Source organism: Pseudoxanthomonas sp. X-1 (genome assembly GCF_020042665.1).
GTDB classification, from domain to species: Bacteria; Pseudomonadota; Gammaproteobacteria; order Xanthomonadales; family Xanthomonadaceae; genus Pseudoxanthomonas_A; species Pseudoxanthomonas_A spadix_A.
Window position 1 is genome coordinate 3,593,952 of sequence record NZ_CP083376.1, and the last position, 18,989, is coordinate 3,612,940.

At 70.7% G+C, this 18,989-nt stretch carries 19 protein-coding genes and 1 pseudogene; 5 read left to right on the forward strand and 15 right to left on the reverse strand.

Translation table 11 applies throughout. The features are described 5' to 3' along the window. Positions 1-63: 63 nt before the first annotated feature. From lipB to LAJ50_RS16220, 10 genes and pseudogenes are all read right to left on the reverse strand, one after another. Entirely contained in the window at positions 64-792 is a 729-nt protein-coding gene (lipB, locus tag LAJ50_RS16175; protein WP_138655431.1) for a lipoyl(octanoyl) transferase LipB, read from the reverse strand. Further along, on the reverse strand, positions 780-1,058 hold the full coding sequence (locus tag LAJ50_RS16180) for a DUF493 family protein (protein WP_130550125.1): 279 nt from the start codon (positions 1,056-1,058) through the stop codon (positions 780-782). Before LAJ50_RS16180 ends, lipB begins: the two co-directional genes overlap by 13 nt. 170 nt (positions 1,059-1,228) lie before the next feature. Then, entirely contained in the window at positions 1,229-2,428 is a 1,200-nt protein-coding gene (locus LAJ50_RS16185; RefSeq protein ID WP_130550126.1) for a D-alanyl-D-alanine carboxypeptidase family protein, read from the reverse strand. Between the two features lie 72 nt (positions 2,429-2,500). Further along, positions 2,501-3,940, reverse strand: a complete 1,440-nt coding sequence (locus LAJ50_RS16190) for a septal ring lytic transglycosylase RlpA family protein (RefSeq protein ID WP_224096345.1) — start codon at positions 3,938-3,940, stop codon at positions 2,501-2,503. Beyond that, positions 3,937-5,100: a lytic murein transglycosylase B gene (gene mltB / locus LAJ50_RS16195; RefSeq protein ID WP_138655310.1), complete on the reverse strand. Its 1,164-nt coding sequence runs from the start codon at positions 5,098-5,100 to the stop codon at positions 3,937-3,939. The genes LAJ50_RS16190 and mltB overlap by 4 nt, the downstream gene beginning before the upstream one ends. A 99-nt stretch (positions 5,101-5,199) precedes the next feature. Further along, positions 5,200-6,315, reverse strand: coding sequence for a rod shape-determining protein RodA (gene rodA / locus LAJ50_RS16200; RefSeq protein ID WP_138655308.1), 1,116 nt, complete (start codon positions 6,313-6,315; stop codon positions 5,200-5,202). A gap of 170 nt (positions 6,316-6,485) precedes the next feature. After that, positions 6,486-8,321, reverse strand: a pseudogene (gene mrdA / locus LAJ50_RS16205) (penicillin-binding protein 2); the annotation flags it as partial. 16 nt (positions 8,322-8,337) lie between these two features. Continuing rightward, positions 8,338-8,817, reverse strand: a complete 480-nt coding sequence (gene mreD, locus LAJ50_RS16210) for a rod shape-determining protein MreD (RefSeq protein WP_130515623.1) — start codon at positions 8,815-8,817, stop codon at positions 8,338-8,340. After that, entirely contained in the window at positions 8,814-9,947 is a 1,134-nt protein-coding gene (gene mreC / locus LAJ50_RS16215; RefSeq protein WP_138655306.1) for a rod shape-determining protein MreC, read from the reverse strand. The genes mreD and mreC overlap by 4 nt, the downstream gene beginning before the upstream one ends. A 143-nt stretch (positions 9,948-10,090) precedes the next feature. Next, positions 10,091-11,137 carry a rod shape-determining protein gene (locus LAJ50_RS16220; protein ID WP_130515619.1) on the reverse strand — a complete coding sequence of 349 codons (1,047 nt, stop codon included), beginning with the start codon at positions 11,135-11,137 and terminating at the stop codon, positions 10,091-10,093. 301 nt (positions 11,138-11,438) lie between these two features. On the opposite strand from LAJ50_RS16220, the gene LAJ50_RS16225 reads away from it, so the two are divergent. After that, entirely contained in the window at positions 11,439-12,371 is a 933-nt protein-coding gene (locus LAJ50_RS16225; protein ID WP_130550133.1) for a carbohydrate kinase family protein, read from the forward strand. Positions 12,372-12,899: 528 nt separating this feature from the next. Here the strand turns inward: LAJ50_RS16225 and LAJ50_RS16230 are convergent. Continuing rightward, positions 12,900-14,021 (reverse strand): porin, encoded by a 1,122-nt coding sequence (locus LAJ50_RS16230; RefSeq protein ID WP_171044691.1) that lies wholly within the window; start codon positions 14,019-14,021, stop codon positions 12,900-12,902. A 291-nt stretch (positions 14,022-14,312) separates the two neighbouring features. On the opposite strand from LAJ50_RS16230, the gene LAJ50_RS16235 reads away from it, so the two are divergent. Continuing rightward, positions 14,313-14,483 carry a hypothetical protein gene (locus LAJ50_RS16235; protein ID WP_171044690.1) on the forward strand — a complete coding sequence of 57 codons (171 nt, stop codon included), beginning with the start codon at positions 14,313-14,315 and terminating at the stop codon, positions 14,481-14,483. A gap of 35 nt (positions 14,484-14,518) precedes the next feature. Here LAJ50_RS16235 and LAJ50_RS16240 read toward each other — a convergent pair whose 3' ends face one another. The 4 genes from LAJ50_RS16240 to flgA form a co-directional block, all read right to left on the reverse strand. Continuing rightward, complete coding sequence (locus tag LAJ50_RS16240; RefSeq protein WP_130550134.1) at positions 14,519-15,247, reverse strand: hypothetical protein; 729 nt, start codon at positions 15,245-15,247, stop codon at positions 14,519-14,521. A 193-nt stretch (positions 15,248-15,440) separates the two neighbouring features. Then, positions 15,441-15,788 (reverse strand): flagellar protein FlgN, encoded by a 348-nt coding sequence (locus tag LAJ50_RS16245; RefSeq protein WP_224096346.1) that lies wholly within the window; start codon positions 15,786-15,788, stop codon positions 15,441-15,443. Between the two features lie 2 nt (positions 15,789-15,790). Beyond that, positions 15,791-16,102, reverse strand: a complete 312-nt coding sequence (flgM, locus tag LAJ50_RS16250; protein WP_171044666.1) for a flagellar biosynthesis anti-sigma factor FlgM — start codon at positions 16,100-16,102, stop codon at positions 15,791-15,793. A 97-nt stretch (positions 16,103-16,199) separates the two neighbouring features. Further along, the gene (gene flgA, locus LAJ50_RS16255) at positions 16,200-16,865 is read right to left on the reverse strand and encodes a flagellar basal body P-ring formation chaperone FlgA (protein WP_138654808.1); all 666 of its coding nucleotides are present in this window, start codon (positions 16,863-16,865) and stop codon (positions 16,200-16,202) included. A 588-nt stretch (positions 16,866-17,453) separates the two neighbouring features. On the opposite strand from flgA, the gene flgB reads away from it, so the two are divergent. Genes flgB through LAJ50_RS16270 form a run of 3 tightly spaced genes read left to right on the forward strand, consistent with a single transcriptional unit; the run spans position 17,454 to position 18,977 of the window. Then, positions 17,454-17,828 carry a flagellar basal body rod protein FlgB gene (flgB, locus tag LAJ50_RS16260; RefSeq protein WP_130550138.1) on the forward strand — a complete coding sequence of 125 codons (375 nt, stop codon included), beginning with the start codon at positions 17,454-17,456 and terminating at the stop codon, positions 17,826-17,828. Between the two features lie 13 nt (positions 17,829-17,841). Continuing rightward, positions 17,842-18,249, forward strand: a complete 408-nt coding sequence (gene flgC / locus LAJ50_RS16265; RefSeq protein WP_130523233.1) for a flagellar basal body rod protein FlgC — start codon at positions 17,842-17,844, stop codon at positions 18,247-18,249. A gap of 32 nt (positions 18,250-18,281) precedes the next feature. Beyond that, positions 18,282-18,977 carry a flagellar hook capping FlgD N-terminal domain-containing protein gene (locus LAJ50_RS16270; protein WP_130550139.1) on the forward strand — a complete coding sequence of 232 codons (696 nt, stop codon included), beginning with the start codon at positions 18,282-18,284 and terminating at the stop codon, positions 18,975-18,977. Positions 18,978-18,989 lie beyond the last annotated feature (12 nt).

The following is an 18,989-nucleotide window of genomic DNA, read 5'->3' on the forward strand; positions in this document are numbered from 1 at the left end:
CGATGCCCCGTGGGAGCCGCCATGGCGGCTTCCACAAGGGTGGCTTTCCCTAGGACGTATGCGCTAGGCCGCGTGCGGCGCGGGGACACCGGGCGGCAGTCCGTCGGCGCGGGTCAGCGCCAGCCCGAACAGCGCGGCGATCTTCTCCAGCAGCACCGCCTCCACCGCCGCCAGCGACGACGGGCCGCCCAGGTCCGACAGGGCCACGGTCTGCAGACCCTCGTAGCCGCAGGGATTGATCCGGTGGAACGGCTCCAGGTCCATGGCGATGTTGAAGCTCAGGCCGTGGAAGGTGCAGCCGCGGCGCACGCGGATGCCGAGCGCGCCGATCTTGGCGCCGGCCACGTACACCCCGGGTGCGCCGTCCTTGCGCTCGGCGTGGATGTTCCATTCGGCGCAGGTGTCGATGATCGCCTGCTCGATGCGGCACACGTAGTCGCGCACGCCGATCTTCAGCCGCTTCAGGTCCAGCAGCGGGTAGAGCACGATCTGGCCGGGGCCGTGGTAGGTCACCTGGCCGCCACGGTCCACGTGCAGCACCGGGATCCCGCCCGGGGCGAGCACGTGCTCGGGCCTGCCGGCCTGGCCCAGGGTGAACACCGGGTCGTGCTCGACCAGCCACAGTTCGTCGGGCGTGGTCTCATCGCGCGCGTCGGTGAAGGCCTGCATCGCGCGCCACACCGGTTCGTACGGCTGCCGCCCCAGGTCACGCACGGTCGCCGGCAGCCGCGCGCGGGCGGCGATGGCCGCGTCGCCGCGCGGGTCGGGGCAGGACGCGGCTAGAGCGTCCACTTCACTTCCGGGTGGCCCCGCAGCGCCATGTGCGCCGCGTCGTACTGCTCGCGCGACTCGGCGCGGAAGGCGATGCGCACCGAGACGTACTTGCCGTTGGCCGAGTGTTTCCAGCTCACGCGCTCTTCGAGCACGTCCACGCCGGCGCCGGCCAGCAGGCGCGGCAGTTCGCGCTCCAGTTCGATGCCGGCCCGGCCCATCGCGCTGAGCTCGAAGGTGCCGGGGAACTGGAAGCCGTGTTCGGGATTGTCCGAGGTGATGTCCATCGGCGGATTATCGGGTCGGACCCGCGCAAACCCAAGTCCACCGTGGCCCACACGCGAAGAAGCCGGCTTGCGCCGGCTTCTCCTTCCAATCTGGCTCCCGCGCAAGCGGGAACCCATCGACCTTGGCGCAGGGACGCCCAGTGGCGCCCGCACGCGCAGCACGGCCTTGGTCAGACCGATTCCCACCACATCCAGAACGCATCCCACAGCCGGCGGAAGAAGCCACCCTCCTCGACCGCGTTCACCGCCACCAGCGGCGCCTGGGCGATGACCTTGCCATCCAGGCTCACCTTGACCGTGCCGATCTGCTGACCCTGCTTGATCGGGGCCACCAGCTGCTTGGGCACGTCCATCGACGGCTTGAGCTGCTCGTAGCGTCCGCGCGGCACGCCCACCAGCAGCGGCGCGGCCACGCCCAGCTGCACCTCGCGCTGCGCGCCCTTCCACACCTTCTGCGTGGCCAGCACCTTGCCCGGTTCGTACAGGCGATGGGTCTCGAAGAAGCGGAAGCCCCAGTTGAGCAGGGCCAGCGAATCGGTGGCGCGCTGCTTCTCCGACACGTCGCCCATGATCACGGTGATCAGGCGCTGGTCGCCGCGCTTGGCCGAATTCATGATGCAGTAGCCGGCCTGCGAGGTGTGCCCGGTCTTGATGCCGTCCACGCTCGGGTCGCGCCACAGCAGCAGGTTGCGGTTGGGCTGGGTGATGCCGTTGACCGTCAGTTCCTTGATGCTGTTGTAGGCGTAGGTGTCCGGGTAATCGCGGATCAGCGCGCGGCCCAGCAGGGCCATGTCGTAGGCGCTGGAGTAATGGCCTTCGGCGGCCAGGCCATGCACGTCGACGAAGTGGGTGTCCTTCATGCCGATGCGCTGGGCGTAGGCGTTCATCAGCTCGACGAAGGCCTCCGCGCTGCCGGCGGTGTGCTCGGCCAGGGCGATGGCCGCGTCGTTGCCCGACTGCACCACCATGCCCTTTTCCATGTCCTCCAGGCGCGCGGTCTGGTTGACCGGGAAGCCGCTGTAGCTGCCGTCGGTGCCGGCGCCGCCCTCGCGCCAGGCGCGCTCGCTCATCATCACCTGGTCGTCGCGTTTGATCTTGCCGGCCTTCAGCTCGGCGGCGAGGACGTAGGAGGTCATCACCTTGGTCATGCTGGCCGGGGCCAGGTGCTCATGGATGTTGTTGCCGGCCAGCACCTGGCCACTGGCCGCGTCCATCACGATCCAGGCCTTGGCCACGGCCGGCGCCGGCGCGTCGGGGATCTTGATGTCCGGCGGCGGCGCGGTGACGGCGTCGGAGGGCGGCGGCGTCTGGGCGATGGCCGCGCCGAAGGCGACGGTCGCCAGCGCAGCGAAGGCGAAACGGAACTTCATGGAGGACTTACCTTTGCAAAAGCGAAGACGGGAAAGGGGACGCCGACCGCGACCCGCGCGGCGGCGTGCGGATCACTCGCGCACGACCTGCGGCCGCGCGAAGCCCAGCCCGGCGATGCGCGCGGCCAGGGCGTCGGCACCGTCATTGTCCGCTGCACCGACCCGCACGCGCCACAGGGTGCGGCCGCCGGCGATGACATCGCTCAGGGTGGCGGTGGGGATGCCGGCCGCTACCAGCCGGGCCAGGGCGCGCTCGGCGTTGTCGCGGCTGGCGAAACTGGCGACCTGCAGCAGCACGGCCATGGCCGTCTGCCCGTAGGTGCCCGAGCCCGTGCCGGAGGCGGCCTGGGCGACCGGCCGCGACGGCGCCGGCACCGGGCGCGCGGCCGGGGCCGCTTCCGCCGCGCCCTTGCCTGCGACGGCGACGGGCGTGGCCGCGGCGACCGCGGTGGCCGGCGTGGCCGCCGGGGCGCCGGGCCTGCCGGTGGCCACGTGCACGCCCTGACTCTTCATCCACGCCTCGAACCGGTCGGCGCTGGCCGGCTCGCGGGTGTTGGGAATGACGTGGTAGCGCAGTGAAGGATCGCTCGGCGCCGCCTTGGTGCCCACCGGCGCGGCGCGGGCCGCGGCCACCGTGGCCGCCGCACTGGCGACAGGCACCGGGGCAGGCGTCGCCGCCGCGGTCCGCGACGCCGCCGGCAGGCCGCCGACCAGCTGGTCCATGGCCGAGGGCTTGACCGCGGCCGGCTTGCCGGTGGCGATGGTGGTGGGCACGCCGGTCGCCACAGTGGTGGCCACCGGCCTGCGCACCGTGTTGCGGCTGGCCAGCAGCGCCGGCAGCTTGGGGTCGTCCGGGTGCAGCGCCTTGACCTCGACCCGGCCGGTGCCGCGCCCGGTGATGCCCAGCTTGACCGCCGCGGCGTAGCTGAGGTCGATCACGCGGCCATCGTGGAACGGCCCGCGGTCGTTGACGCGCACGATCACGTTCTTGCCGTTGTCCAGGTTGGTCACCAGGGCGAAGCTGGGCAGCGGCAGCGTCTTGTGCGCGGCGGTGAACTGGTACATGTCGTAGACCTCGTGATTGGAGGTCTTGCGGCCATGGAACTTCTGCCCGTAGTACGAGGCCAGGCCGGTCTCTTCGTAATCGGCGGCGGTGTCGAGCACCGTGTAGTTCTTGCCCAGCACGCTGTAGGGCGACTTGTTGCCGTAGTCCGACAGCGGCTCGGCGGCGATGGTCGGCTCGGCGATGCAGTCCACGTCGGGCACTTCGGTGGGCGTGCTGTCGGACACGCCGGGCTTGTACAGCCCGCCGGCGGTGTAGTCGCCGCGCGTGGACGGATCCTCGACCGCCGGGGCGTAACGCCCCAGGCAGCCGGCGGCGACCGCGGCCGGGGCCTTCTCGCCCTTGGGGACGATGATGGTGGCCTCGCCCGGCTTGGCGCCCTTGCTGCGCGGCGCGCTGCTGCACGCCGCCAGGGTCGCCACCAGCGCCAGGAGCAGCCAGGTCCTCATGCCGGCGGCAGCGGGCGGCCGGCGATCGCTTCGGAAAGTTGCCATACGGCCATCGCGTACATTTTGGAGTTGTTGTATCGGGTAATGGCGTAGTAGTTGCGGAAGCCCAGCCAGTACTGCGGGCCGCTGCTGGTGGACAGCGTCACCGGCGTGGCGGTCTCGCCGGCCGGCACCGGCGCCAGCGGGGTGTAGCCGCGCGTGGCCAGCTCGCCCAGCGTCCAGGTTGGGGTCCAGTCGTCGGGGTTGAACTCGACCGCGCCCGGCGCCAGCCTGGCCTGCACCGCCACCGGGCCGCCGCGCTCCCAGCCGTAGGCGCCGCCCTTCTTGACGAAGTAGTTGGCCACCGAGGCGAAGACATCGTCCAGGTCGGTCAGCAGGTCGATGCGGCCATCGCCGTCGCCGTCCACGCCGAAGTCGCGATAGCTGGAGGGCATGAACTGCCCCAGCCCCATCGCCCCGGCGTAGCTGCCGGTGAGCGTGGACAGGTCCAGCCGCTGCTCCTTGGCCAGCGCGAACAGCTGCGCCAGCTCGTCGCGGAAGAACAGCTCACGACGGGCCTCGTACTGGGCCCGGTCGGGATTGCCGCTGCGCGGATAGCGGAAGGCCAGCGTGTACAGCGCGTCGATCACCGGCGTCTTGCCGGTGTAGCCGCCGTAGCTGGTTTCCACGCCCAGGATCGCCACGATGATCTCGGCCGGCACGCCGGTGCGCTGCTCGACGCGGCTCAGCTGCGCGCGATGCTCGGCCAGGAAGGCCTGCCCGGCGCTGATGCGCGAGGCGGTGATGAAGCGCGGCCGGTACTCGTTCCAGCCGATGGTGCGCTCGGCCGGCTTGGACATCAGCTTGATCGTGTCCTCGCGCCAGTTGGCGCGGGCCAGCGTGGCCTCGATGAAGGCCGGATCCAGGCTGAAGCGCGCAGCGGTGTCGCGGATGAAGTTGGCCCGCGCGACCTCGAACGGCACCGGCGTCAGGTCCACGGTCGGCGCGTCGGTGCGGCGCTCGACCGAGGTCTCGGCCGGCGCGGGGCCGGTCGGCGCCGGCAGGGCCGGCGTCGAGCGCGGCTGCTGGGCGGTCTGTTTCGGCGGGGTCGAAGGCCTTGGCTGGGTCGCACAGGCGACCAGGCCGAGCGTGAACAGGCAGGCAAGTGCGCGTCGGATCATCGGCGCCGAGATTAGCATGCGATAACGGGAAATGAACCCTGTCTTGTCAGTCACTTGCCCGATTTTGTTCATGTGCCGTCGCGCGATCGCGACGGGCGTCTAGCGGTTCACGGGCCGGTGCGAGCGCACTGCCATCACCAGTCCCAGGCCGGCCAGCAGCGACACCGCCGAGGTGCCGCCGTAGCTCATCAGCGGCATCGGCACGCCCACCACCGGCAGCAGGCCGGAGATCATGCCGCCGTTGACCAGCACGTAGACGAAGAACGCCAGTCCCAGCGAGCCGGCCAGCACGCGCGAGTAGGTATCGCGCGCCTGCATGGCGATCCACAGGCAGCGCCCGACGATCACCAGATACAGCGTCAGCAGCGTGGCCACGCCGATCCAGCCGAACTCCTCGCTCAGCACCGAGAAGGCGAAGTCGGTGGTCTGCTCGGGGATGAAGTTCAGATGCGACTGGCTGCCCAGGCCCCAGCCCTTGCCGGTCAGTCCGCCCGAGCCGATGGCGATCTTGGACTGGATGATGTTCCAGCCCGCGCCCAGCGCATCGCTCTCGGGGTTGAGGAACATCATGATGCGGTCCTTCTGGTAGGGCCGCAGCAAGAAGAACCAGGCCACCGGCGCGGCGCTGGCCACGCCGGCCACGCCGATGCCGACCCACCACCACGGCAGGCCCGCCAGCAGCAGGGCGAAGGCGCCGGAGGCGGCGATCAGCACGCCGGTGCCGAAGTCCGGCTGCAGCATGATCAGGCCGGTCGGCACGCCGATGATCACCGCGGCGACCAGCACCGCGGAGATGCGCGGCGGCAGCGGCACGCGGTACAGGTACCAGGCCACCATCATCGGCATGGTGATCTTCAGCAGCTCGGCCGGCTGCAGGTAGAACACCTTCAGGTCCAGCCACTGGCGCCCGTACTTGCCGGTGCCCAGCACGAACACCGCCAGCAGCGGCAGCATGGACAGCGCATAGATCAGCGGCGTCCAGGCGCGCAGGCGCGGCATCTGCACGCGCGAGAGCGCCCACATCGCGCCGGCGCCGATGACGAAGCGCATGCCCTGGGCGATCACCAGATGGGTGCCGCCGGTCGCGCCGCCGGCGCTCTTCATCACCGCCAGGCCGAAGCACATCACCCCGGCCAGGGCCAGGCACAGCACCCAGTCCAGGCTGCGCGCGAAGCGCCAGGCCAGATCGCCCAGGTAGCGCAGCAGCCCGGTCACGGCGCGGCCTGTGGTTCGCGCGGGGCTTCGGCCGGCACTGGCGCCGCGGCCGGGGCCGGCGGCGGGGTCGGCCCGGGCGCGCCCGGAATCTCGGACGGGGCCGGCGGCGCGGCGCCGGTGTCCGTGCCGTCCTCGGGCACGACGATGTCCGGCGCGTCCGGCGTGTCGCCCGGCATCTTGCCCAGCAGCCAGGCGTCGAAGATCTTGCGCGCGATCGGCGCGGCGGTGCTGGCGCCGTAGCCGCCGCCCTCCACCGCGATGGCCAGGGCGATGGTCGGCGCCTGGGCCGGGGCGAAGCCCTCGAACAGCGAGCGGTGACGCAGGTGCATGGGCAGGCTGCGCGGATCGACCGCGGCCAATCCCTTGCGGCTGACCACCTGCGCGGTGCCGGTCTTGCCGGCCATCTGGTACGGCGCGCCGACGGCGATGGCATAGCCGCTGCCGCCCGGGCGCATGGTGTCCATCATGCCCTCGCGTACCCACTGCAAATTGTCCGGGCGATCGCTGATCGGCTTGGTCGGACCGGGCGCGATCGGCTGCCAGGGCTGGTCGAAGCCGTTGCGCGTGTCCATCACCAGGCGCGGGGTGCGCAGCTGGCCGTCGGCCACGCCGGAGATGGCGCGCACCAGCTGCAGCGGGGTGACCTTCCAGTCGCCCTGGCCGATGGCGATGTTGACCGTGTCGCCGGGATACCAGGCCTCCTTGCGGCTCTTCATCTTGTAGGCCGGCGACGGCACGATGCCGCCGATCTCGCCGGCCAGGTCGATGCCGGTCGGCGCGCCGAAGCCGTACTTGGTCATGTACGCGTCGACCTGGGTGATGCCCATGTCCACGGCCAGCTTGTAGTAGTAGGTGTTGACCGACTGGGCGATGGACTTGCGCAGGTCGGTCCAGCCGTGGCCGCCGCGATGCGAGTCGCCCCAGCCGCGGCTGACGCCGGGCAGGTAGAACATGCCGGTGGACAGGATCCTGTCCTGCGGCTTGCGCGTGCCGCTGTCCAGCCCGGCCAGGCCCATCAGCGGCTTGATGGTCGAGCCCGGCGCCACGCCGCCCAGCACCAGCCGGTTGAACTGGGGACGCGAGGGGTTCTCGTTGAGCGCCTTGAAGTCGCGGGTCGAGATGCCGTTGACGAACAGGTTGGTGTCGTAGCTGGGCAGGCTGACCATGCCCAGGATCTGCCCGGTGCGCGGGTCCATCGCCACCGCCGCGCCCTCGTACTGGCCGAAGGCCTCGGTCATGGCCTGCTGCAGCTTGATGTCGATGGACAGCTTCAGGTCGGTGCCGGCCTGGGCCGGGACCCGGCCGACCACGCCCAGCGCGCGGCCTTCCACGTTGGTCTCGACCTTCTCGTAGCCGACCCTGCCGCGCAGCTGCGGCTCGTAATAGCGCTCCAGGCCGGTCTTGCCGACGTGGGTCAGGGCCGAGTTGCCCTCCCCCAGCTGCGCCAGGTCGGCCTCGTCCACGCGCCCGACGTAGCCGATGATGTGCGCCAGCAGCGGTCCGTAGGGGTAATGGCGGGTCAGGTAGGGCACCACTTCCACGCCCGGGAAGCGCCAGCGGTCCACCGCCAGCGCGGCGATCTCCTCCTCGCTCAGCTTGGGCTTGATGGTGATGCCGCGAAACCCCCGGCTGACCTTGCGCACGGCCAGGAAGTGCTGGACCTCCTCCGGGTCCAGCGCCACCACCTTGCCCAGCGCGTCGAGCCACTGCGCCGGATCGCCGGCCTGGTCGGGCACCACGTCCAGGCGGAAGGCCGGGATGTTCTCGGCCAGCAGCACGCCGTTGCGGTCGTAGATGCTGCCGCGCGCCGGCACCACCGGGCGCAGCTTGATGCGGTTGGCCTCCGAGCGCGTGGCGTACTCGGCGTGATCGAGCACCTGCAGTTTGAAGTACCACGCGCCGAGCCCGGCCAGGCAGACGAACACGCCCAGGAAGCCCAGCACCGCGCGCCGGCGGAACTGGTCGGCCTCGGCATGGGCGTTCTTGAGCGGGCGGCGACGGGACATGGTCGGGGCTGTCCGGTCAGGAACGCCGGCCCAGGCGCAGCGCGTCGAGCAGCACGAACACCGGCGGCCACAGCGCCATGCCGATCAGCGGGGCCCACCAGTAGGCCCAGGGCAGCAGCGGCTCGCCGATGGCCAGGTGGATCGCGCTGGCGACGATGCGGTCGTTGAGCAGCAGGCCGCCCAGCGCCAGGGCCTGCTGCGAGAGCGGGAAGAACCGCAGCCGCGCGCGGAAGCGCTGCAGGATGAAGGCCATCACCACCAGGCGCAGCGCCTGTTCGCCCAGCAGGCCGCCGAAGCTGATGTCGGCGATCAGCCCGACCACGAAGACGAAGCCCAGCCCCACCCGCTCGGGCTCCTCGATCACCCAGTAGGCCAGCACGAGCGCCAGCCAGTACGGCCGCAGCGGCTGCAGCAGCGGCGGCAGCGGCAGCAGGGCCAGCAGCAGCGCGACCAGCACGCTCACCGGCAGCACCCAGCCTTTGCGCTGGCGGCTCATGGGCGGGGCTCCTGCGGGGAGGAGGGAGCCGGAGACCGGGGACCAGGGGCCGGGATCGGGGAGCGGGAACCGGCAGCCGGGGCGGAAGCGGAGGCGCCGGGAGCTGGGGCTACGGGCTGGGCACGAGGCGCCGGGGGAGTGGCGGAAGCGGCGGATGCGGGCTGCGACGCGGTCGCCCCTGCCACGCCACCACCGCTGCTCTTCCCGCCGGCGTTGCCTTTCCCGGGCTCCTGGCCTGCGGCCGCAGCCTCCTCCTCCGGCATCCCGACCTCCGGCACCGCCGGCACGGCCGCCGCGGCCTTGAGCAGCAGGACGTTGCGCCCGCGGTCCAGGTGCGCGGCCGGGCGCAGGTCACCCACCAGGAAGGTGCGGCTGTCGTCGGCGTGCAGGTCGGCCACGGTGCCGACCGGGAAGCCGGGCGGGAAGCGTCCGCCCAGGCCGGAGGTCACCACCACGTCGCCGTCCTTGATGTCGGCGTTGAGCGGCACGTTGACCAGCTGCAGTTGGTCGCTGCGGCCGTTGCCGGAGGCCAGCAAGCGCACGCCGCTGCGCTGGACCATCACCGGCACGGCGTGGTCCGGATCGGTCAGCAGCAGCACGGTGGAATAGGTCGGCATCACCTGCACGATCTGGCCGAGCAGGCCGCCGGCGTCGATCACCGGCTGGCCCACGTGCACGCCGTCGCGGCTGCCGGCGTCGATCACCAGGCGCTGCCGGGTCGGGTCAAGGTCGATGTTGAGCACCGCGGCCAGCTGCACGTCCAGGCCGCGGTTGCCGGCCGCGCCGAGCAGGGCGCGCAGCTGGGCGTTGTCGGCCACCGCCGCGCTCAGCCGGGTCAGGCGCGCGTTGGAGATCAGCAGCTCGTCGCGCAGGCGGCGGTTTTCATCGGTCAGTTGGCCGAGCGTGGCCGCATCATCCTGCAGGCGCGCGCCCAGCTTGCCGGGCAGCCCGGCCACCCACCACAGCGGTTGCGCGGCCAGGCCCAGCTGCTGCCGGGCCTGCGCCAGCCAGCCGCCGCGGTGGTCCAGGATCACCAGCGCCACGCCCAGCGCCAGGTACGCCAGAAGCCGCAGCGAGCTGGCGATCTCGCCGGGACGGGGGGCTACGGGAGGGCCGGCGTAGGAAGGCATGAACTCGGCAGGGGCCAGGGGTCGGAGGCCAGGGATCAGGAAGCAGCGAACGCGGGCGGCACCGACGGCGCACACACCGGAGACGGACGATCAGGCGCCTTGCACTGGCCTGTGGTCCTTGGGCTCCGGTCCCTGCGCTGCCCTCATTCCGGCGCGAAGAACTCGTTGCCGTGCATGTCCACCAGCTCCAGCGCGCGGCCGCCGCCGCGGGCCACGCAGGTCAGCGGATCGTCGGCGACCTGCACGTGCAGGCCGGTTTCCTCGGAGATCAGCTTGTCCAGGTCGCGCAGCAGGGCGCCGCCGCCGGTCAGCACGATGCCGCGCTCGGCCACGTCGGCGCACAGCTCCGGCGGGGTCTGCTCCAGGGCCAGCTTGACCGCGCTGACGATGCCCGACAGCGGCTCGTGCAGGGCCTCGAGGACCTCGTTGGAGTTGATCCGGATCATCTTCGGCACGCCCTCGGCCAGGTTGCGGCCGGAGATCTCCATCTCCTCCACCACCGGCGGCGGGTAGGCGCAGCCCAGTTCGACCTTGATCCGCTCGGCGGTGGCCTCGCCGATCAGCATGCCGTGGTTGCGGCGCACGTAATTGGTGATCGACTCGTCGAACTTGTCGCCGCCGATGCGCACCGACTGCGAGTAGACGATGCCGTTGAGCGAGATCACCGCCACCTCGGTGGTGCCGCCGCCGATGTCGATGACCATCGAGCCGCGCGCCTCGGTCACCGGCAGGCCGGCGCCGATCGCCGCGGCCATCGGCTCCTCGATCAGGTAGACGTCGCGGGCGCCGGCCTCCTCGGCCGATTCCTTGATCGCGCGGCGCTCGACCTGGGTGCTGCCGGCCGGCACGCACACCAGCACGCGCGGCGAGGGGCGCAGCACGCGCGACTTGTGCACCTTCTTGATGAAGTACTTGAGCATCGCCTCGGTGTAGGTGAAGTCGGCGATGACGCCGTCCTTCATCGGGCGGATGGTGGTGATGTGGCCGGGGGTGCGGCCCAGCATCTGCTTGGCCTCCGAGCCGACCGCGGCGACCGAGCGGGTGCCGCCGATGGCGCGGTCCTGGCGCACGGCGACCACCGAAGGTTCGTTGAGCACGATGCCCTGGCCGCGCACGTAGATCAGGGTGTTGGCCGTGCCCAGGTCGATGGACAGGTCGTTGGAGAACATGCCGCGCAGCTTTTTGAACATCGGGGGACCAGATCCTTCGAAAGGAATGCGAATGCCCGTCGCGCCGCTGGCGAAAAAATGGGCAAAAAAGAGGTCGGCTAGCCTAGCAATCCCCCCTGCGCCATACAAGGAAAATCGCTGGCTGAACAAGGCGCTTGCGGCCTTGCGCGGCCGGCGACGTCACGCGCGTCTGGCTCTGCCCGGCCCCAGGCGATACCCTTGTCGGCGTTTGCCGCCCCGGTCGGGTCGGTCCCCCTTACCCGAGCCTGCCGCGTGCGACCCGCGCCGGCGGGCCGCGCCAACGCCAGCCAGACACGAGCCAATGTCCGCACTGATCTGTGGTTCCCTCGCCTACGACACCATCATGGTGTTCCCGGACCAGTTCAAGAACCACATCCTGCCGGACAAGGTGCACATCCTGAACGTGTCCTTCCTGGTCCCGCGCATGCGCCGCGAGTTCGGCGGCTGCGCCGGCAACATCGCCTACAACCTGCATCTGCTGGGCGGCAAGCCGCTGCCGATGGGCACGGTGGGCCAGGACTTCGGGCCGTACCGGGAGCACTTCGAGTCGCTCGGGATCGACCTGTCCTGCGTCAAGGTGATCGATGAGCTGTTCACGCCGCAGGCCTTCATCACCACCGACCACGACAACAACCAGATCACCGCCTTCCATCCGGGGGCGATGATGCGGTCCTACGAGAACCACGTGAAGGACGTGCCCGGGGTGACCATCGGGCTGGTCGGGCCGGACGGGCGCGAGGGCATGCTGCAGAACTCGCAGGAGTTCGCCGAGGGCGGGGTGCGCTTCATCTTCGATCCGGGCCAGGCGATGCCGCTGTTCAACGGCGAGGAACTGCGCACCTTCATCGAGCAGGCCAACTACGTGGTCGTCAACGACTACGAGTCCAACCTGCTGCAGGAGCGCACGGGCTGGAACGAGCAGGACATCGTCTCGCGGGTGGAGGCCTACATCACCACGCAGGGCCCCAAGGGGGCGCTGGTGCACACGCCGGGCAAGACCTACGACATTCCGCCGGCGCACGAGCGCCGGGTGGTGGATCCGACCGGCTGCGGGGATGCGTTCCGCGCGGGGCTGATCTTCGGCATCGAGCGCGGCTGCGACTGGCTGACCATCGGCCGCATGGGCAATCTGATGGGGGCGCTCAAGGTCGAGCATCCGGGCACGCAGAACCAGCGCTTCGACTTCGACGAGTTCAACGACCAGTTCAAGCAGCAGTTCGGCTACGCGCTGTAAGGCGGCTGGCTGCGGCTTGGGTGTGAAGGGGGCGGCCTTTGGGCCGCCTTTGTTTTGCGCTTCTGCCGGTTCTGGGATCGCGGCGGTTGCGAGCGCTCTGGCCTCGGACGGGCAGTGGTCCGGCGGGTGGGGCCGATTTTCCCTCGGCTGGGTCGGGCCGCCCCGCCTTCTGTGCCCTCTCGTTCCCGCGAATGCGAAACCCAAGGACTTTCGTCCGGTGCACCAAGAGCAGGTTCTTTCGCGGTCGTGGACCGCATTGCAGTGGAGCATCCTGGCTTCGGAAGGGCAGCTGTCCGGCGGGCGGTGGCCGCTTTTCCCTCCATCAGGGCATCCTGCCCTGAGTCGGGCGCTCGGCGTCCTGCCTCGCTTGGCGCGGCCACCGCCCGCCGGACCGCTGCCGCGCGCGTCTGGTCACAGGGCTTCGTTTTGCGCAGAAGTTCGGAACCCTCGCCGTCCGCGATTGGGTAACAAAAAAAGCGGGCCCGAGGGCCCGCTTTCTTCCACATCGAAGGACGCGGCGCTTCGCGCTTAGAACATCACCTGCGCGCGCACTTCGAAGGCGTTGGGGTCGACTTCCACGCCGGCGCGGCGGCTGTAGGCCTTGATGTAATTGGCCTGCACCTTGAAGTGCTTGGAGTAGTAGTAGTTGGCGCCCACGGTCCAGTCGTGCTGGTAGCCGCCCTGGATGCCGGCGTCGTTGAGGTCCAGGTCGCTGTAGCGCAGCAGCAGTTCCACGGCGCCGGCGGGGTTCTTGGGCACGACGTTGCCGAGCGTGCCGTTGTACGGGCGCGACTCGCCGGTGACGATCCAGCTGCCGTAGACGGTGTTGCCCTGCGCGCGGAAGTCGCTGTAGCCATCGCGCGCGACCTGCTCCTCCAGGTGCTCGGCCAGCACGGTGAACGGGCCGGCGATGCGGATGAACTCCAGGCCGCCGCGTTCGATGTGGGTGGTGCCCGGCAGGGCGCCGCTGTCGATCAGGCGCGTGTCGGTCAGGCCGGCCTCGATCTTGGTGCGCACGCGGGTGGAGGTGGCGTCCGGGTTCTCGACCGAGTAGCCCACGCCGAGGTGGATGACATCGCCCTCGGCCTTGTGCGGGGTCCAGGCGAAGTGCCCGGCCATGGTCGTGCCGGAGTTGGTGCCTTCCATCGTCGCGCCGGACAGCGCCTGCAGCTGCACGTTCCAGGTCTTGCGGGTCAGCGACCACTCCACGCCGGTGCGCCGGCCTTCGTAGATGGCCTGGGTGGCCAGCGGCGCCTCCAGGAACGAGATGGTGCGCGAGGCGCCGACCGAATCCAGGCCGATCGGGGTCTTGAAGTAGCCCACGCGGATGGCGCCGTAGTCCTTGCCGAACCAGGCCTTGGTCTGGAACCGCGCGGCCACGTCCAGCCACAGGTGCGACTGGTAGTCGTACTGGGCGCCGATCTCGAACACGCCGTCGAGCTTGTAGAACGCGCCGAACTCCTTGCGCCGCATGTCGTCGGCGTTCTCGAAGCGCGCGTCGTCGCCGCTGAAGTGGTTCTGGTCGTAGGCGAAGTTGCCGGTGATGCCCAGCTGCCCGCCGTTGTCGAACTTGTAGCTGGTCGGCCAGTCCGCCGCGCTCGCAGCGCCCGCGGCGCACAGAAGACCTGCGGTGAGCAGTGTCCGCTTCATGTTCTCTCCCGATGTGCTTGTGCATGCCCGAGCGCGGCTTCGGCCGCGTGGCATGCGGGTGTGACGGCTTTGTCAGCCAGATGACGTGTGCAGGACTTTAGTCGCCCGCGCCCGCCGGGCTGTATAGCCCAATCGTCGAAAGCGCGGGTGGCGGGCAGACCGCAGGCCGGCGACATCGCCTCGCGAGGCCTGCGCATCGGGCGGCGGCGTGACGGGGACGGGGTGAGGTGGCGAGGTCATCGCCAGGCACGCGGATCAATGGGCGGCTCCCGGGCGGATCGAGGCCGGCCAGTGCATCACGCCGTGCGTGGCGCGGTGATAAGCATCGACCATGAGCAGATGCCGCAGGCGCATCAGCGCCCCAGGGAACTCGCTGCCTTGAACGCCGATGTCCGCGAAGACCCCAAGACCGTCATTCCGGCGAACGCGGGAATGACGGCTGCGCGGATGGCTTGCTTCTGACGCCGGATCCCAGATCCGCGCGGACGAGCCATCGCCTACTTCCCGCCCCACCCCGGCATCTGCGCGGTGTCCAGGCCGCCGGTCTCGAACTCCGCCGTGCGCGTGCCGCCGGCCTTGACCGGAAACTCGATCTTCAGCGTGCGCGCCTGCGCGGCCAGCTTCCACAGGCCCTTGTAGTCCTCGATGAACATGGCGATCGCCTCGTCGGTATCCGGGCGCCAGGCGTCCATCGTCCGGGGCTTGCCGTCATCCACGCTGACCTTGACCTTGCAGCCCTTCAGGCACGGGAAGTCGCCCGCCTTGAGCACCAGATAGGCACTGCGCTTCCACTCGGGGTGGTCGCGGAACACCAGCTGCACGTCCTGCTTGCGGCCGCTGCCGTCGGTGTCCAGCGGGTCGCGGCTCATGATCGAGGCCGAGACCTGCGCGCCCTTGCCGATCATCACCTGGTTGTAGTTCCAGAGGTTGGCCAGGCGGCGCTGCTCGCGCGCGACGTCGGCCTTGGCCTTGGCCTCGTCGTAGTGCGCCTGGATCCTCTGCGCGGCCGGCGTGTCGGGATACTGCTGCAGCAGGGCGCTTCCATGGGCGCGGGCCAGGTCCCAGTTCTGCGCGGTATAGGCCTCGTCGAACTGGGCGGCCAGCGCGTCGGCGGCCTTGGTCTGCGCGGCGGCCTGCTGGGCGGCCTGTTCGCGGCGCTGCGCTTCCTGATCGGTGCAGCCCGCCAGGGCGATGGCGCACAGGGCGACGGACAGGACGGCTTTCATCACGGGCAACTCCTCGAAGGCGGGGCGGGATCGGGCCCGGCCGGCGCGCGTGGAGGGTTGCTGGAACGGGTGGGAGGATCCGTCGCGAGCGAAGCCGGCCGGCGCGTGGCGGAGCGCACGGCGCACAGCCTACAGGGCGTCGGCACGCATGCCGAGCCTCTCGGGCCCGCCGGCGGGCGGCAGGCCCGACCGCTCAGACCACGGCGAGGCTGCGGCCCTGGGCGCGCGTGCCGGCCAGGCCGGCGGCGTTGTAGGTGCCGGTGGATTCGACGCGGCCGAGGTGGCGCAGGGCCCAGTCGACCTCGCGCCGGCGGCGCGCCAGCAGCACGCCGTTGGCCTGGTTGAGCCGGCGCAGCTCGTCCAGCCGCGCGGCCGCGGCGGCCGGCGGCGGATGGGCCTCGGCCTGGCGCAGCGCGCGCACCTTGGCCTCGGTGGAGGCCAGCAGGGCCATCACGTCGTTGTCCAGCAGCGCGCGGCGCTCTTCCTGCAGCGCCTGCTCCAGTGCGCCCAACGGGCCGTGTTCCAGCGTGGCGGTGCTCATGGTCAGCCCCCCAGCTCGCGGTCCAGGTCCAGCATGCGCGAGGCGATGGCCTGCGCGTCGATCGTGTAGCGGCCCTGGGCGATGGCGTTCTTGAGCGCGTTGACGCGGCCCATGTCGATGTTCGCCGGTGCCGATCCCAGTTCACGTGCCATGGTCTTGAGTCCTTCCGCGTCGCCGGTCAGGCTGAGACGGTCGGGCTCGGCCGCGGCGGAAATGGGTTCGTTGCGCGCGCCACCGACCCGCGTGGCCGCCAGGGTGGCGGCGACGGTGGCGGCCTGTGCGGCCGGCGGCAATCCGTCGATCTTGTAGCTCATGGGGCACTCCTGAAGTGCTTCAGTCGAACCCGGTAACGGCGCCCCCGGGGGGAACTTGAGACCTGGGTGACAATTTTTGTCATGTGCCCGTTCAGCTTCACTGGACCACATCCACTTCGCCGGGGACCAGCGAGACGCGGCCGCGCACCACCTTGTTGGAGGCGCTGTTCTGCACGGCCACGCGCTGGCCGGCCTGGGCGTTGCCCAGGGCCACGCCGGGCATGCGGATCTCGGCCCCGCCCACCCGCGAGACCAGCACCACCGGGTCGCCGCGGCGCAGCGGCTGGCCCTGCTGCAGGTCGCCGGCGGTGACGATGTCGCCGGCCGACAGCGCGCGGGCGGCGATGGCGCCGGCCAGCTGCTCGGGGCTGGCGAAGGTCGCGCCTTCGGTGGTGCCCAGGTCGCGGCGCTGGACGACCAGGTTGGCGTTGGCCACCGGATCGCCCGGACGCACCGGGCCGCCGGCCACGACCACGTCGGCCTCGCGGCGCACGGTCACCGGGACGAAGAGCTTCCAGCCCGGCGCGTCGTCGCAGCGGACCTGGGCCATGCGCGTGCCCTGGGCCACGGCCTGCAGCGGCCGGGTGCAGGCCACCAGCCGCAGCGCGTTGTCCAGGCGCGCCTCGCCCTGCGCCTGCGGGCCGCCGACCGCCTGCAGCGCCGCGGCGCGCACGGCGTCGAGCGACTGCAGATCGGCGGCACGGCCGGTGCCGGGCGCCAGCGCGGCCAGGGACAGGACGACGGAAGCGAGGCATCGGTTCATGCCCGGGCGGGTGCAAGTCCTGTGCCGGGGGGTGCCATGCCCTTTCAGTCCTCGGGATCGCCCCCTCCCTTTCGCGAAGCGAAGGGGAGCTCGAAGTCGCGGCCAGCGACTGAGGGGGAGGGGTGCTTTTGATTTTTCTGGATGGGCGAGAGGTGGCAACGGCAACGGCAACAACAACAACAAATTCAAAAGCCAACCCCACCAGCGATAGTGCGCGAAGGCCTTGTTGGCTTCTCACCAGCCCTCCCCTGCTTCGCAAGGGAGGGGGCCAGGCAGCATCGCCAGGGAGGGAGAGCAGCGCCGCATCGCGAGGCGCGCGCGAGGGGGCTGAGCGGCGCGAACTGCGCAGTGCGTCGCAGGTGCCGGATTTTTGGCAAGGCGGTCGCGAGCACGGCGCCCGATCCAGCGCTCGCCGACGTGCGACCGTGCCGAGCGCGCTGTCGCCCCAAACCCCAGTTAGTGCTCGCGCGCGTAAGTGGGCAAGCACCCGCGTGCAGAAGCCGTCGGCATCCCGACACCCGCGCCCGCGCGGCGGCCGTGGCACGCCGCTTGCCTTGCCCTGGACGTACATCCGTCCCGGAGCGTCCCATGTCCGACTTCCTCGGTATCCACGGCACTGCGCTGGCCCTGCGCGAGCAGCGGCTGCAGCTGCTGGCCTCGAACATCGCCAACGCCGACACGCCGGGCTACCAGGCGCAGGACCTGGACTTCAACGCGGCCCTGGGCGCGGCCCTGCAGGCCCCGGCCGGCGCCAATGCGCTGGAGGGCGGCAACGCCATCGGCCAGGCCGGCGCGGCGGCGCACTTCTACCGCCCCTCCAGCCAGCCCAGCCTGGACGGCAACACCGTGGATGGCGATCGCGAGAACGCCGCCTACGCCCAGGCCACGCTGGAGTACCGGGCCTCGCTGTCGTTCATCGAATCCAAGGTGCGGTCGATGCTGACCGCCATCACCGGCCAGTAAGCGAGGTCCCGCCATGAGCAACCTGCCCATCTTCGACGTCGCCGGTTCGGCGATGAACGCCCAGTCGGTGCGGCTGAGCACGGTCGCCTCCAACCTGGCCAACGCCGACTCGGTCTCCGGCGATCCGAACAGCGTGTTCCGCGCCAAGCAGCCGGTGTTCACCACCGAACAGGTGGGCAACAACCCGGCGCTGGTAGGCGTGCGCACCGCCGCCGTGCAGGACTCCAACGCCGCGCCGATCAAGCGCTACGAACCAGGCAATCCGCTGGCGGACGGCAACGGCTACGTCTACGCGCCGGACATCGATCCGGTGGCGCAGATGGTCGACCTGATCTCGGCCACGCGCAGCTACCAGGCCAACGTGGAGGTCTTCAACAGCGCCAAGGACACGGCCACCGCCACCTTGAACATGGGCCGCTAAGGCGCCCTCCCCTTCGGATCACACCCACGCCCATGGTCACCACCGCCTCCAGCACCGACACCCTCAGCGCCCTGGGCCTGAGCACCGCCGCCAAGAACGCCAGTGGCAAGAACGCCTCGACCGGCGCGCTGGGCCAGGCCGACTTCCTCAAGCTGATGACCGAACAGCTCAAGCACCAGGATCCGCTCAAGCCGCTGGACAGCCAACAGTTCCTGGGCCAGCTGGCGCAGTTCTCCACGGTGCAGGGCATCGAAGGCATGCAGACGGCGATGGGCTCGATGGCCAGCGTCATGGAGTCCGACCAGACCCTGCGCGCGGCCTCGCTGGTCGGCCACGATGCGATGGTCACCGCCTCCTCGGTCGCGCACACCGCCGGGGCCTCGCTGGACGGCGAGATCACCGCCGCCACCGCCGGCCCGGTCACCCTGCAGGTCACCGATGCCAACGGCAACGTGGTGCGCACCCTGCAGGTCGAGGCGGCGGCGTCCGGCGCCACCGCGTTCCACTGGGACGGCCTGACCGACGGTGGCACGGCCGCCGGCACCGGCACCTACACCCTCAAGGCGGTGACCGGCGCGGTGGCCGCCGCCGACATGAAATCCGCCACGTCCCTGGACATCGGGGTGATGGCGCACGTGGACAGCGTCTCGATCGAGTCCACCGGACTGACCCTGAACCTGGCGGGGGTGGGCGGCTTCCCGCTGTCCTCGATCCGCCGCGTCAGCTGATCCCTCTCACCG

Coding starts and splice junctions, on each gene's coding strand:
- LAJ50_RS16180 (WP_130550125.1), bottom strand. CDS start 1,058: ATGGACATCACCTCGGACAATCCCGAACACGGCTTCCAGTTCCCCGGC.
- LAJ50_RS16185 (WP_130550126.1), bottom strand. CDS start 2,428: ATGAAGTTCCGTTTCGCCTTCGCTGCGCTGGCGACCGTCGCCTTCGGC.
- LAJ50_RS16190 (WP_224096345.1), bottom strand. CDS start 3,940: ATGAGGACCTGGCTGCTCCTGGCGCTGGTGGCGACCCTGGCGGCGTGC.
- mltB (WP_138655310.1), bottom strand. CDS start 5,100: ATGATCCGACGCGCACTTGCCTGCCTGTTCACGCTCGGCCTGGTCGCC.
- mreD (WP_130515623.1), bottom strand. CDS start 8,817: ATGAGCCGCCAGCGCAAAGGCTGGGTGCTGCCGGTGAGCGTGCTGGTC.
- mreC (WP_138655306.1), bottom strand. CDS start 9,947: ATGCCTTCCTACGCCGGCCCTCCCGTAGCCCCCCGTCCCGGCGAGATC.
- LAJ50_RS16220 (WP_130515619.1), bottom strand. CDS start 11,137: ATGTTCAAAAAGCTGCGCGGCATGTTCTCCAACGACCTGTCCATCGAC.
- LAJ50_RS16225 (WP_130550133.1), top strand. CDS start 11,439: ATGTCCGCACTGATCTGTGGTTCCCTCGCCTACGACACCATCATGGTG.
- LAJ50_RS16230 (WP_171044691.1), bottom strand. CDS start 14,021: ATGAAGCGGACACTGCTCACCGCAGGTCTTCTGTGCGCCGCGGGCGCT.
- LAJ50_RS16240 (WP_130550134.1), bottom strand. CDS start 15,247: ATGAAAGCCGTCCTGTCCGTCGCCCTGTGCGCCATCGCCCTGGCGGGC.
- LAJ50_RS16245 (WP_224096346.1), bottom strand. CDS start 15,788: ATGAGCACCGCCACGCTGGAACACGGCCCGTTGGGCGCACTGGAGCAG.
- flgM (WP_171044666.1), bottom strand. CDS start 16,102: ATGAGCTACAAGATCGACGGATTGCCGCCGGCCGCACAGGCCGCCACC.
- flgA (WP_138654808.1), bottom strand. CDS start 16,865: ATGAACCGATGCCTCGCTTCCGTCGTCCTGTCCCTGGCCGCGCTGGCG.
- flgB (WP_130550138.1), top strand. CDS start 17,454: ATGTCCGACTTCCTCGGTATCCACGGCACTGCGCTGGCCCTGCGCGAG.
- flgC (WP_130523233.1), top strand. CDS start 17,842: ATGAGCAACCTGCCCATCTTCGACGTCGCCGGTTCGGCGATGAACGCC.
- LAJ50_RS16270 (WP_130550139.1), top strand. CDS start 18,282: ATGGTCACCACCGCCTCCAGCACCGACACCCTCAGCGCCCTGGGCCTG.